At 74.0% G+C, this 12,491-nt stretch carries 9 protein-coding genes; 5 read left to right on the top strand and 4 right to left on the bottom strand.

Annotation, left to right across the window (positions count from 1 at the left end):
- The first annotated feature begins 92 nt into the window (after positions 1-92).
- On the top strand, positions 93-1,568 hold the full coding sequence (locus tag OG764_RS03855) for a CehA/McbA family metallohydrolase (RefSeq protein ID WP_328966949.1): 1,476 nt from the start codon (positions 93-95) through the stop codon (positions 1,566-1,568).
- Here the strand turns inward: OG764_RS03855 and OG764_RS03850 are convergent.
- Entirely contained in the window at positions 1,540-2,202 is a 663-nt protein-coding gene (locus OG764_RS03850; protein WP_328966948.1) for an MFS transporter, read from the bottom strand. The genes OG764_RS03855 and OG764_RS03850 overlap by 29 nt on opposite strands.
- A gap of 442 nt (positions 2,203-2,644) precedes the next feature.
- Between OG764_RS03850 and OG764_RS03845 the strand changes: the two genes are divergently transcribed.
- The 3 genes from OG764_RS03845 (at position 2,645) to OG764_RS03835 (ending at position 8,772) form a co-directional block, all read left to right on the top strand.
- Positions 2,645-3,235 (top strand): hypothetical protein, encoded by a 591-nt coding sequence (locus OG764_RS03845; RefSeq protein ID WP_328966947.1) that lies wholly within the window; start codon positions 2,645-2,647, stop codon positions 3,233-3,235.
- A 172-nt stretch (positions 3,236-3,407) separates the two neighbouring features.
- Complete coding sequence (locus OG764_RS03840) at positions 3,408-7,352, top strand: Pls/PosA family non-ribosomal peptide synthetase (protein WP_328966946.1); 3,945 nt, start codon at positions 3,408-3,410, stop codon at positions 7,350-7,352.
- 22 nt (positions 7,353-7,374) lie between these two features.
- Positions 7,375-8,772, top strand: a complete 1,398-nt coding sequence (locus OG764_RS03835) for a M1 family metallopeptidase (RefSeq protein ID WP_328966945.1) — start codon at positions 7,375-7,377, stop codon at positions 8,770-8,772.
- Between the two features lie 49 nt (positions 8,773-8,821).
- Here OG764_RS03835 and OG764_RS03830 read toward each other — a convergent pair whose 3' ends face one another.
- The gene (locus OG764_RS03830) at positions 8,822-9,184 is read right to left on the bottom strand and encodes a hypothetical protein (protein ID WP_328966944.1); all 363 of its coding nucleotides are present in this window, start codon (positions 9,182-9,184) and stop codon (positions 8,822-8,824) included.
- Positions 9,185-9,407: 223 nt separating this feature from the next.
- Here OG764_RS03830 and OG764_RS03825 point away from each other — a divergent pair, with 223 nt between their 5' ends.
- Positions 9,408-10,034: a glyoxalase gene (locus OG764_RS03825; RefSeq protein WP_328966943.1), complete on the top strand. Its 627-nt coding sequence runs from the start codon at positions 9,408-9,410 to the stop codon at positions 10,032-10,034.
- A gap of 53 nt (positions 10,035-10,087) precedes the next feature.
- Here the strand turns inward: OG764_RS03825 and OG764_RS03820 are convergent, their stop codons facing one another.
- Complete coding sequence (locus OG764_RS03820) at positions 10,088-10,324, bottom strand: hypothetical protein (protein ID WP_328966942.1); 237 nt, start codon at positions 10,322-10,324, stop codon at positions 10,088-10,090.
- A gap of 266 nt (positions 10,325-10,590) precedes the next feature.
- Complete coding sequence (locus OG764_RS03815) at positions 10,591-12,288, bottom strand: ABC-F family ATP-binding cassette domain-containing protein (protein WP_328966941.1); 1,698 nt, start codon at positions 12,286-12,288, stop codon at positions 10,591-10,593.
- Positions 12,289-12,491: the final 203 nt, after the last annotated feature.

The following is a 12,491-nucleotide window of genomic DNA, read 5'->3' as shown; positions in this document are numbered from 1 at the left end:
ACCGCACCGGCCCGGCGGCTTCACGGCCGGGCCCGGCACGGAGGGCCGGGGCGTTCACGCCGGATTCACCTTCCCCGCCCATCCTCGGTGCCATGGCCCTCAGTAGACGAGCACTGCTGGCACAGGCAACCGTGGCGGCCACCGCCGCCACCCCCTCCGTCACGGCCGCGGCCGCGGAACCGGATCCGGACACCACCACGACGACCCTGAGCGGCACGATCCCGCCCGGCGCACCGGACTTCGTGTACGTCCCGCTGGACGTCCCGCCGGGCATACGCGAGTTACGCGTCTCCTACCGCTACGACAAGCCGCCCACCCCGCCGGGCACCCCGGGCAACGCCCTCGACATCGGCCTGTTCGACCAGCGCGGCACCGCGCTCGGCGGCCGCGGTTTCCGCGGCTGGTCCGGCGGCGCCCGCAGCGAGTTCTTCCTCCGGACCGACGACGCCACCCCCGGCTATCTGCCCGGCCCGCTGGAGCCCGGCCGCTGGTACATCGCGCTCGGCCCGTACGGCGTGGCCCCGCAGGGCCTGCCGTACGAGATCACCGCCACCTTCGCGTTCGGTGATGCGGCGCCCGTCGTCCCGGCGGCCTACCCGCCCGAGCGCGTGGCGGGCCGCGGCCGCGCCTGGTACCGCGGTGACTGCCACGTCCACTCCGTCCACTCCGACGGCCGCCGCACGCCCGCCGAGATCGCGGGGCTCGCCCGGGCCGCGGGCCTGGACTTCATCAACAGCTCCGAGCACAACACCCACAGCGCCCACACCGCCTGGTCCGGCGCCGCCGCGACCGGTCTGCTCGTCCTCACCGGGGAGGAGGTCACCACCCGCACCGGCCACGTCCTGGCCGTGGGCACCGACCCGGGCACGTTCGTCGACTGGCGCTACCGCGCGCGCGACGGCCGCTTCGAGCGCTTCGCCCGCGCCGTCCGGCGGGCCGGCGGGCTCGTCGTACCGGCCCACCCGCACGCCACCTGCGTGGGCTGCGCCTGGAAGTTCGGCTTCGGGGAGGCCGACGCCGTGGAGATATGGAACGGCGCCTGGACCCCCGACGACGAGGTGTCCCTGGCGTCCTGGGACGCCACCCTGCGCGGCTCCCACGGCGAACAGTGGCTGCCGGCGCTCGCACACAGCGACTACCACCGCGACCCGGACCGGATCGGCGGGCCGCAGACCGTGGTCCTGGCCGACGACCTGTCGCGCACGGCGATCCTGGCGGGCCTGCGCGCCGGACGTGCGTACGCCGCCGAGTCCTGCGCCGTCTCCGTCGACTTCAGCGCCGTCACCCCGCGCGGCGGCCACGCCGGCATTGGGGAGCGGCTGCGGTGCGCCGATCCCGGCACCGAGGTCCTCGTCCGGCTGTCGGTGACCGGAGCGGAGGGCTGTGACCTGCGGCTGGTCACCGACCAGGGCCTGGCCTTCACCGCGCCACAGGCGACGTCCCTGGAGTGGCGTACGACGCCGCAGCGGGCCGCGTACGTCCGCGCGGAGGTCCGCCACCCCTCCCCGACCCCGCCGCTGCCGGGCCCGCCGGCCGCCTTCACCAACCCGATCTGGCTGGCCGCCTGACGGAAGACCGGCTGCACGCGAACCCGGTGCCCGCGACGGCCCCGGCCAGTGCCATCACCGCGGTCGGCCGCAGGTGCCGGGCCAGCCGCGCCCCGAGCGGCCCGCTGAGCGCCACCAGCAGCGCCGGGGCGAGGAATACGGTGCCCGCCACGAGGGGGGAGAGGCCGCGGACGCCCTGGAGGTAGAGCGTGGCGAGGAAGACGGTGACGCCGTATCCCATGTTCGAGAGCGAGCCCATCCCGGTCACCACGACGTACGGGACGTTGCGGAACAGCCGCAGGTCGATCAGCGGGTGCCGGGCAAGTCGTTCCCGCACCAGGAACAGGCCGCCGGCCACCACGGCCGGTGCGAGGAAGCCCATGGTGCGGGGGCTGTCCCAGCCCCAGGCGTCGCCGCGCTCCACGGCCACGGTGAGCGCGGCCGGTGAGCAGACGACCAGGGCGCAGCCCGGAAGGTCGAGCGCGCGCGGCGCCGACGTGTCGCGCGAGTCCGGTACGCAGGCGAGGGCCGTGAGCAGGGAGAGCAGTCCCAGCGGCACCATCAGCCAGAAGATCCAGCGCCAGCCGGGCCCCTCGGTGAACCCGCCGCCCACGAACGGCCCGAGCGCGGGAGCATGTGGGCGGACAGGGTCCACTGCGCGGCCGACACCGTCACGCCGAACTCCGCCGCGATGCCGGGAACGGCGAGGTTGAGGGCGAAGAGTCGAGCTGGATGCAGAACAGCGCGACGGCGACCGCGATGAAGGCCCCTTTCCGCGTCGCGGCCGAAGACTCAGCGCGCATGGGGGCGGTCCTCTCAGCCGACGCCGTCAGGACACGGCCGATGGCCGCGCCCTCGTCCCAGTGTGGAGCCGCCTCCTGGGGCCCGCAGCCGGTGGCGGGCCGGCGGCAGAGCGTTCACGCTCATTTCATTGCAACGAATCAGGGCGAGGTTGTTGCATTAGATTCAAAACCATTGCAACGATTTCATGCTATCTACCTGCGGGAATGTCGATCCAGTGCACCAATGTTGTTGCTCGATCCGTGAATGCAACGTAGCGTTTCCGTCATAAGAAACGATGGCGAAGGGGTGGGGTCATGGAGACAGCACAGAACCGGCAGCAGGCAGCGACCGGCGCCGTCACCGCCTTCGCCCGATTCGCGCTCTGCGGCGGGGGAGTGGGGATCGCCTCCAGCTTCGCCGTGGCGGCCCTCGCCTCCTGGATTCCCTGGGTCCTGGCCAACGCCCTGATCACCGTGGTCTCCACGCTCCTCGCCACCGAGCTGCACGCCCGCTTCACCTTCGGCGCCGGCGGCCGCGCGACCTGGCGCCAGCACACCCAGTCGGCCGGATCCGCGGCGGCCGCGTACGCCGTGACCTGCGGGGCGATGCTCCTCCTCCAGCAACTGGCCGCGGAGCCCGGCGCGGTGCTCCAGCAGGTCGTCTACCTGTCCGCCTCCGCGCTCGCCGGTGTCGCCCGGTTCGCGGTGCTGCGCCTCGTCGTTTTCGCCCGCGGCCGCACCCAGGCCGAGGCCCCCGAGGCCACTGCCGCCGCCACCGTCCCCGCCGCCACCGACCTCGCCGCCGCCCCCGCCCGCCCGGCCCCCGCCCCGGCCCCCGCCGTCCCCGCGACCGTGGCCCGCGCCGCCGCCCCGCTCACCCCCGCCGGGCTGTGCCGCGCCGCCTGACCCGTGACCGACGGCACGGCCGGTTCTTCCCGGCCACGCCCCCGTCTTCGGCGGGAGAGCCGGTCCCGCGGACTAAACTGAAGGGTTGTTTGGCGCCGGACCGGAACAACCCGGGCATTCCCGGGCTCCGCCGGCGACCCCGGACGTTGCCGGGAACGAGACGCGAGGGCCGATGGCAGTCACACCAGAGCACGGTGAACTCACTCTGCTCGACAGCGGGGCAGCAGCCCCCGACAGCGGGGCGGCACCCGACGCTGAAACGCCCGAAGACTCCGGAAAATCCGCCCTGTTCGCCGCGGGCCCTGCCGCCCCGCCCCGCACCCTCGTCGACATCCTCGACGCCTCCGTACGGGAACACCCCGACGAGCCCGCCCTGGACGACGGCACCGCCCAACTGACCTACCGGGCACTGGCCGCCGAGGTCGAACGCAGGCGGCGCGCCCTCGCGGCCGCCGGAGTGGGACGCGGCGACCGCGTCGGCGTCCGCGTGCCCTCCGGCACCAACGAGCTGTACGTGGCCATCCTCGCGGTACTCGCCGCCGGCGCCGCCTACGTCCCGGTCGACGCCGAGGACCCGGACGAACGGGCCGAACTGGTCTTCGGCGAAGCCGGCGTACGAGCGGTCCTCGGCGCCGGACAGCGCATCGAGGTCACCGGACCCGCCGCCGGCGCCGCAGCGGCCGCCGCCCGCCCCGGCCCCGAGCACGACGCGTGGATCATCTTCACCTCCGGCTCCACCGGCAAGCCCAAGGGCGTCGCCGTCAGCCACCGCAGCGCCGCCGCCTTCGTCGACGCCGAAGCCGCGCTGTTCCTCGCCGAAGAGCCGATCGGCCCCGGCGACCGGGTCATGGCCGGACTGTCCGTCGCCTTCGACGCATCCTGCGAGGAGATGTGGCTGGCCTGGCGCTACGGCGCCTGCCTCGTCCCCGTCCCCCGCTCCCAGGTCCGCAGCGGCGCCGACCTCGGCCCCTGGCTGGTGGAACAGGAGATCACCGTGGTGTCCACGGTGCCGACCCTGGCCGCACTCTGGGAGCCCGAGACCCTCAACGAAGTCCGCCTGCTGATCTTCGGCGGCGAGGCCTGCCCGCCCGAACTCACCCAGCGCCTGGTAACCGAGGGCCGCGAGGTCTGGAACACGTACGGCCCCACCGAGGCCACCGTCGTCGCCTGCGCCTCCCTGCTCACCGGCGAGGAACCGATCCGCATCGGCCTCCCGCTGAACGGCTGGGAACTCGCCGTCGTCGACGAGTCCGGCGAGCCCGTCCCCATGGGCGGCAGCGGCCAGCTCGTCATCGGCGGCGTCGGCCTGGCACGCTACCTCGACCCCGAGAAGGACGCCGAGAAGTACGCCCCGCTGGACTCCCTCGGCTGGCAGCGCGCCTACCGCAGCGGCGACCTCGTCCGCGCCGAACCGGAAGGACTGGTCTTCCTCGGCCGCGGCGACGAACAGATCAAACTCGGCGGCCGCCGGATCGAACTCGGCGAGGTCGACGCCGCCCTCCAGGCCCTGCCCTGCGTCGCCGGCGCGGCCGCCGCCGTGCGCACCGCACGCAGCGGCAACCAGCTGCTCGTCGGCTACCTCGTCACCCAGGAGGGCTGGGACCACGCGGCAGCCGTCGCACGCCTGCGCACCGAACTGCCCGCGGCCCTCGTGCCGCTGCTCGCCCAGGTCGACGAACTGCCCACCCGCACCTCCGGCAAGGTCGACCGCAACGCCCTGCCCTGGCCGCTGCCCGAACAGGACACCGGCGGCCCCGCCGAGCAGCTCTACGGGACCGAGGCCTGGCTCGCCGAACAGTGGACCGAGACCCTCGGAGTCTCCGTCACCGGCGCCGCCGACGACTTCTTCGCCATCGGCGGCAACAGCCTCGCCGCCGCCCAGCTCACCACCCGGCTGCGCGCCCGCTACCCGAGCGCGGCCGTCCTCGACATCTACCAGCAGCCCACCCTGCGCAAGCTGGCCCGGCGGCTGGAGAAATCGGCGCAGGGCGACGGCGAGGCCCGCACCGTCACGCCGGTCCCGCTCCGCTCCCAGGCGATCCAGTCGCTGCTCCTGATCCCGCTGTTCACCCTGGTCGGCCTGCGCTGGACGGTCGCGCTGCTCGCCCTGGGCAACGTACTGCACCGGATCGGGGCCTACCCGTGGGCGCCGACCGCCTCGTGGTGGCTCGTCGCCGCGGGCGCGGCACTGCTCTTCAGCCCGCCGGGCCGCCTCGCGATCGCCGCGGGCGGCGCCCGCCTGCTGCTGCGCGGCGTGAAGGCCGGCCACTACCCGCGCGGCGGCAGCGTCCACCTCAGGCTGTGGACGGCCGAGCGGCTGGCCGAGTACGTCGGCGCGACCTCGCTGACCGGCTCCTGGCTGGAGCGCTACGCCCGGGCCCTCGGCGCCAAGATCGGCCCCGACGTGGACCTGCACTCCCTCCCGCCGGTCACCGGCATGCTCAAACTGGGCCGCGGCTGCGCCGTGGAGTCCGAGGTGGACCTCTCCGGACACTGGCTGGACGGGGACCGCCTGGAGATCGGCCCGGTCAAGGTCGGCGCGGGCGCCGTCGTCGGCACCCGCAGCATCCTCTTCCCCGGCGCCCGGGTCGGCAAGGGCGCCGAGGTGGCCCCCGGCTCCGCCGTCGTCGGACAGATCCCGACCGGCCAGCGCTGGGCCGGAGCGCCCGCAGGCAAACTCGGCAAGGCCAAGCGGAACTGGCCCAAGGAACGCCCGCCGCGCGGGCTCGCCTGGCGGACCATGTACGGGGCGACCGGCTTCTGCCTCACGGCCCTGCCCGTGGTCGCCACCGTGCCCGCCCTGCTCGTGGTGAGCCGGTTCGTGCCCGCCGACGCCGGGCTGGTCCCCGCCCTGCGCGGAGCGCTGCTCGCCGTGGTGCCCGGGGCGCTCGCGTACGGATTCGCGTACGCGCTGCTCCTGCTGGTCTCCGTACGCCTGCTCAGCCTCGGGCTGCGCACCGGCACCCACCCGACGCACAGCCGGATCGGCTGGCAGGCCTGGACGGTCACCCAGCTCATGGACCTGTCGCGCGAGACGCTCTTCCCCCTGTACGCCGGGCTGATCACCCCGGTGTGGCTGCGGCTGCTCGGCATGAAGATCGGCCGGGGTGCCGAGGTGTCCACGGTGCTCGCGCTGCCGAGCCTCACCACCGTCGGCGAAGGCGCCTTCCTCGCCGACGACACCCTCACCGCCCCCTACGAACTGGGCGGCGGCTGGATGCGGATCGGCGAGTCCGAGATCGGCCGCCGGGCGTTCCTCGGCAACTCCGGCATGACCGCGCCCGGCCGCACCGTCCCCGACGACGGCCTGGTCGGCGTGCTGTCCGCCACCCCGAAGAAGGCCAAGAAGGGCAGCTCCTACCTGGGCCTGCCGCCCGTCAAGCTGCCGAGGTCCGCCGCCGACGCCGACCAGAGCCGGACGTACGACCCGCCCGCGCGGCTGCTGTGGGCGCGCGGCCTGGTGGAGCTGTGCCGGCTCGTCCCGGTGTTCTCCTCGGCGGCGCTCGCCGTCCTGACCGTGGCGGCGTTCTGCGCGCTGATGACGGCCACCGGCCTGGGGAACTGGGGCACCGCCCTGCTGTCGGGAGCGGTCCTGCTCGCCGCCGGCCTGGCCGCGTGCCTGGTCTCGATCGCCGCGAAGTGGCTGCTGGTGGGCCGCCACCGGACGGGCGAGCACCCGCTGTGGAGCGGCTTCGTGTGGCGCAACGAACTGGCCGACACCTTCGTCGAGGTACTGGCCGTGCCGTGGCTGGCCGGATCGGTGCCCGGCACGCCCGCGCTGGCCCTGTGGCTGCGCGGACTCGGCGCCCGCGTCGGCCGCGGAGTGTGGTGCGAAAGCTACTGGCTGCCCGAAACGGACCTGGTGGTTCTGGGTGACGCGGTCAGCGTGAACCGGGGATGCGTGTTGCAGACACACCTCTTCCACGACCGGATCTTGAGGACGGATACTGTGGTCCTCCATGCGGGCGCCACCCTGGGCCCGGGCGGAATCGTCCTGCCCGGGAGCACGGTCGGGGCCCGCAGCACCCTGGGTCCCGCCTCCCTCGTGATGGCCGGGGAATCCGTGCCCGCCGACTCCCGGTGGCTGGGCAATCCGATCGAGGCGTGGCGGTCCTGACAGGGCCAGAACGGAAGCGGCAGTGAACGGCCAGCAGACACCGGCAGCGGACCCGTACTTCCCGGCCAACGGAGACTCCCGTTACCGCGTGCACCGGTACGAACTCGCCCTGGAATACCGTCCCGGCCCCAACCGGCTGGCCGGGACGGCCCGGCTCAGTGCCATAGCGGGACGGGCGCCGCTCTCCGAGTTCCACCTGAACCTGGCCGAGTTCAAGGTCGGCCGGGTCCTGGTCAACGGCCGCGCCCCGCAGTACACGCACCGCGGCGGCAAGCTCCGCCTGCGTCCCGCCAAACCGCTGCCGGCCGGCGCCGCCTTCACCGTGGAGGTCCACTGGGCGGGGAACCCCAAGCCGGTGCGCAGCCCCTGGGGCGGCCTCGGCTGGGAGGAGCTGACCGACGGCGCGCTGGTCGCCAGCCAGCCCGTCGGCGCCCCGTCGTGGTACCCGTGCAACGACCGCCCCGCCGACAAGGCCTCGTACCAGATCTCCGTCAACATCCCGTCCGCCTACACGGTCGTGGCCGGCGGCCGACTGCTCACCCGGACCACGAAGGCCAGCACGACGACCTGGGTGTACGAGCAGTCCGCGCCGACCTCCAGCTACCTCGTCGGCCTGGCCATCGGCATGTACCAGACGGTGCTCCTCGGCGACCCCGGGCTCAGCGGGGTCCCGCAGACCGCCCACGTCCCGGCGCACCTGCTGGCGGAGTTCTCCCGCGACTTCGCCCGGCAGCCCGCCATGATGCGGCTCTTCGAGGAGCTCTTCGGGCCGTACCCCTTCGGCGAGTACACGGTGGTCGTCGCCGACGAGGAGCTCGACGTCCCGGTGGAAGCCCAGGGCCTCTCCCTGTTCGGCGTCAACCACGTGGACGGCGTACGCGGTTCCGAGCGGCTCGTCGCCCACGAGCTGGCCCACCAATGGTTCGGCAACAGCGTGACCATCGCCGACTGGCGGCACATCTGGCTGAACGAGGGCTTCGCGAAGTACGCGGAATGGCTCTGGTCCGAGCGCTCCGGCGGCCGCACCGCGCACGAGCACGCCGCCGCCGCACACCGGCTGCTGGCCGCGCTCCCGCAGGACCTGCACCTGGCCGACCCGGGCCGCAAGCTGATGTTCGACGACCGGCTCTACCAGCGGGGCGGGCTCGTGCTGCACGCGATCCGCTGCGCCCTGGGCGACGCGGCGTTCTTCCCCATGCTGCGCGAGTGGGCCACCGTGCACCGGCACGGCGTGGTCACCACGAGTGCCTTCGCCGGGCACGTCGCCCGCCACGCGACCGGCCCGGTGGACGACCTCTTCGCGGCCTGGCTGCACGCCCCGCAGCTCCCGCCGCTGCCACAGCCGCACCCGGGCGCCGCGCCCGCGAAGGACACCTCCAAGGGCCGGGCCGGCGCACGCGCGAAGCGCGCCTGGTTCTGAGACCGGGGCGCCGGACGCGGCGGACGGCCGCCGCCCCCGGCGCGGCGGCTCAGGCCGTGAGCGGGGCGGGGGCGGGAGTGCCGTAGAAGGTGACCGGCAGCCAGCCGCGCTGCTGGGCGAGCTGGCTGAGCGCGTTGGCGATCTCCAGCGGCGCGACGCCGTGGGCGGGCGCGGCGTCCACCATCGCGACGCTGAACGTGATGGTCAGCTCCCCGCTGTAGTCGGGGAGGGAAACCCTGCCCTTGAACTCGGTCCCCGACGGGAACGCGGGCGCGGCCTGAGCCGCCTGGGCCTGGTCCACCGCCTGCGCCTCGGCGTCGGCCGCCTGCGCCGACCCGGCGCTGCTCAGTGCCGCGCCGGCCGCCGCGGTTCCCGAATACCCTAGTAGCGAGCGCCGTGAAATGCCTGACATGGTTTCCCCTCCGTGGTGATGCGTCGGTGTTCCCGTGCACGCACGTGGACGCGCTCGGGCATGTGATCGTATGAACCGATTCGCTCCGATGGGGCTGAATACGGTCTTCCGCAAGCATTCCTCCAGGGACTCCTCCAGGCGGTCCTCCAGGAGGGGCCGCGTCCGGCGCATCGATCAGGAATCAAGAAGCACCCCTGCCCGGCCCCTCACTAACGTGAAGGACATGGCAACCATCGACACCGTCACCCTCGAAGTGGCCGACACCACGGCCGCCCACCGCTTCTACACCGAGGCCTTCGGCCCGGACACGCCGCTGCGGCTGCGCGCCTCGCACGCACCCACGGACGGCTTCCGCGGATTCATCCTCGCGCTCACCGTCTCCCAGCCCGCCGACGTCGACCGGCTCGCCTCCGCGGCCCTCGCCGCCGGCGCCACCTCCCTCAAGCCCGTCACGAAGTCCTTCTGGGGCTACGGTGCCGTGATCCAGGCCCCCGACGGGACCATCTGGAAGATCGCGACGTCCGCGAAGAAGAACACCGGCCCCGCCACCGGGACCATCGACGAGTTCGTCATCCTGCTCGGCGTCGACGACATGGCCGCCACCAAGCGCTTCTACACGGCCCGCGGCCTCACGGTCTCGAAGAGCTTCAGCCGCATGTACGCCGAGTTCGACGCCGGGTCCGGCCCAGTCAAGCTCGCCCTGTACCGGCGCCGCGCCCTGGCCAAGGACGTCGGCGTCCCGCCCGAGGGCACGGGATCCCACCGCCTGCTCATCGGCGGCGGCGCCACCCCCTGCACCGACCCGGACGGCTTCGCCTGGGAGCCCGTCTCGCAGACCGTCGCCCCCTGACGCGGCGGCCCGGCGCAGCGCCCCCCGGTGCTGCGGGCCCTCGCGCGGCGCCCTCAGGAGGGCGTCCAGCTGAACTTGCCGCCTCCGACCCACCGGACCACGTCCAGGTCGTCCAGGTCGTGGATCGGGATCCCCATCTCCGCGGCGATCAACAGCACGTCGGTCATCGACGTGGCCCTGCCGACGAACTCGCCGTCGACCTCCACGATGCGGAACGGCGGATGGCCGGGTTGGACACCCAGGACGGTGATGCGCGCCGGCGAGATGTGTGGTGCAGAGCCTTCGGTCATGCGCAGACGTTTCCACGCCACCCCCGCCGACACCTTCGCCGACACGGCCCGAGCGGCCGATCGGGCGGCTGTCGACCTCGTGCTGTGACCGGTACGGTTCACCGGGTTGCGACGCTCTCCCCGCTCCCGCCGGGAGGTGCCCCCGGGCACGGCACCTCGTCGCGTTGTCGGACCGCGCGAGTACGTCCGGTACGAGCTGCGGCGTCTCCGCCTTGCGATGCACCGCACCGGAGGCCGCACCCCGGCGGGCCCTTCCGGCAGCAGTACTAGACGTGCCGTACCGAGCCGGGTACCGGGGAGCCCGCGGAGAGTTCCAGGCCGGGGCCGGTGAAGGCGGAGCGGAAGCGGGAGTCGTGGGAGACCGCGACCACCGCGCCCGGGAAGGCGGCCAGGGCCTCCTCCAACTCCTCCACCAGCGCGGGGGACACGTGGTTGGTCGGTTCGTCCAGTACGAGCAGCCCGGCGGGGCGGGTCACCAGGCGGGCCAGTTCCAGCCGCCGGCGCTGGCCGACCGAGAGCGCGGCAACCGGCACGTGCAGGTCCTCAGCGCGGAACAGGCCGAGGCCGAGGAGCTGGTCGGCGTACTCCTCAGGGTCGCCGGGGCGTCCGGCCGCGAAGCCGTGCAGCAGCGGGTGCCGGCCCGGGTCGAAGGCGACTTCCTGCGGGAGGTAGCCCACCGACGTCCCGCACCGCACCGTGCCCCGGTCCGGCGCGAGGTCGCCGGCGAGCACCCGCAGCAGGGTGGACTTGCCGGCCCCGTTCGGGCCGGAGACCAGCAGCCGCGCGCCCGGGCCGATCGCCAGCTCCGGCACGTTCAGCCGGCCGTCGACCCGGACCGCGGCGAGTTCCGCCACGTACGGGGTGTCCTCCGGCAGGGCGCTACCGTCCTCGTCGATGCGCGCGGTGAACCGGAGCGGCTCGGGCGGCGCCGCGACCGGCTCCCGCAGCAGCCGGTCCAGGTGCCGTCGCGCGGCCCGGACCTGCCCGGAGAGCTTGGCCTCGTGCGAGCGCCGGTGCTTGCCGAAGCCCTCGCGCGGGTCCTTGCCGGTGCCGGCCAGCCGGCTTCCGGCGGCGTCGACGAGCCGCCGGGTACGGGCGAGTTCGTCGAGGTACTCCCGGTGGCGCTGCTCGAGTCCCCGACGGGCCGCGGCCCGGGCGGCCCGGTAGCCCGCCCAGCCGTCCCCGTACCGCGTGACGGTCCGCAGGTCGCGGTCGACCTCCAGCACGGTAGTCGCCACGGCCTCCACGAACGCCCGGTCGTGCGTGATGACGACCAGCGTGCCCCGGTGCGCGCGCAGCCGCTCCGCCAGCCACGCCACGGCCGGTCCGTCGAGGTGGTTGGTCGGTTCGTCCAGCAGCAGCAGTTCCGGGGACGCGCCGAGTACGCAGGCCAGGGCGAGCCGGGACTGCTCGCCGCCGGACAGCGAGCCGAGGGTCCGCTCGCGGCCGATGTGCCCGATGCCGAGCCCGTGCAGGGCCGCGTCGGTGCGGGCGTCGGCGCAATAGCCGTCGCGGGCCTCGTACGCGCCGAGCAGGTCGCCGTACGCGTCGAGCTCGGCGGGCCCGGCGTCGGAGAGTGCGGCCTCGGCGGCCCGGATGCGGGCCTCCAGGGTCCGCAGCTCGTGCAGCGCGGAGTCGACGGCGTCCCGTACGGTGCGGTCCGGCCCGAGGCCGAGGGTCTGCGCGAGGTGGCCGGTGCCGCCGGGGAAGCTGCGGGTGATCCGGCCGTGGTCGGGTGCCTCGGCCCCCGCGATCAGCCGCATGAGGGTCGACTTGCCGGAGCCGTTCTCGCCGATGACGGCGGCCTTCTCGCCGGGGCGCAGCGTGAAGGAGACCTGGTCGAGCACGGTGCGGTCGCCGTAGGTCTTGGAGACGTCGGCGAGGGCGAGCTGCGAGACCGGGGCGGCCGGGTCGGCGGTGGCGGGGGCGGCGGTGGGACGGGCGGTGGGATGGGTGGTGCGCATGGGAATCCTCTACGGGCGTGGTACCTGCTTCCTGGCGGCGGGCAGCGCGAGCCGGCGACGCGGTGGCCGGGGTCCGGATCGCGCAGCTCGGTCAGAGGAAGAAGTAGTGCACGCACATGCGACCAGCCTACTGCGATCCGAACCGTCTCGTCTTGCGGATTTTCGGCGTCGCGGCGTCGCGGAGGGTGCGGCATGATACCCCG

The organism is Streptomyces sp. NBC_00239 (assembly GCF_036194065.1).
Classification (GTDB): Bacteria; Actinomycetota; Actinomycetes; order Streptomycetales; family Streptomycetaceae; genus Streptomyces.
The sequence above is the reverse complement of the archived record's forward strand: the minus strand, read 5'-3'. Positions and strand labels throughout refer to the sequence as shown.

Excerpts from the sequence above, each read along its gene's own strand:
- OG764_RS03855 (WP_328966949.1), top strand. The coding sequence starts at position 93 with ATGGCCCTCAGTAGACGAGCACTGCTGGCACAGGCAACCGTGGCGGCC.
- OG764_RS03845 (WP_328966947.1), top strand. The coding sequence starts at position 2,645 with ATGGAGACAGCACAGAACCGGCAGCAGGCAGCGACCGGCGCCGTCACC.
- OG764_RS03840 (WP_328966946.1), top strand. The coding sequence starts at position 3,408 with ATGGCAGTCACACCAGAGCACGGTGAACTCACTCTGCTCGACAGCGGG.
- OG764_RS03830 (WP_328966944.1), bottom strand. The coding sequence starts at position 9,184 with ATGTCAGGCATTTCACGGCGCTCGCTACTAGGGTATTCGGGAACCGCG.
- OG764_RS03825 (WP_328966943.1), top strand. The coding sequence starts at position 9,408 with ATGGCAACCATCGACACCGTCACCCTCGAAGTGGCCGACACCACGGCC.
- OG764_RS03820 (WP_328966942.1), bottom strand. The coding sequence starts at position 10,324 with ATGACCGAAGGCTCTGCACCACACATCTCGCCGGCGCGCATCACCGTC.
- OG764_RS03815 (WP_328966941.1), bottom strand. The coding sequence starts at position 12,288 with ATGCGCACCACCCATCCCACCGCCCGTCCCACCGCCGCCCCCGCCACC.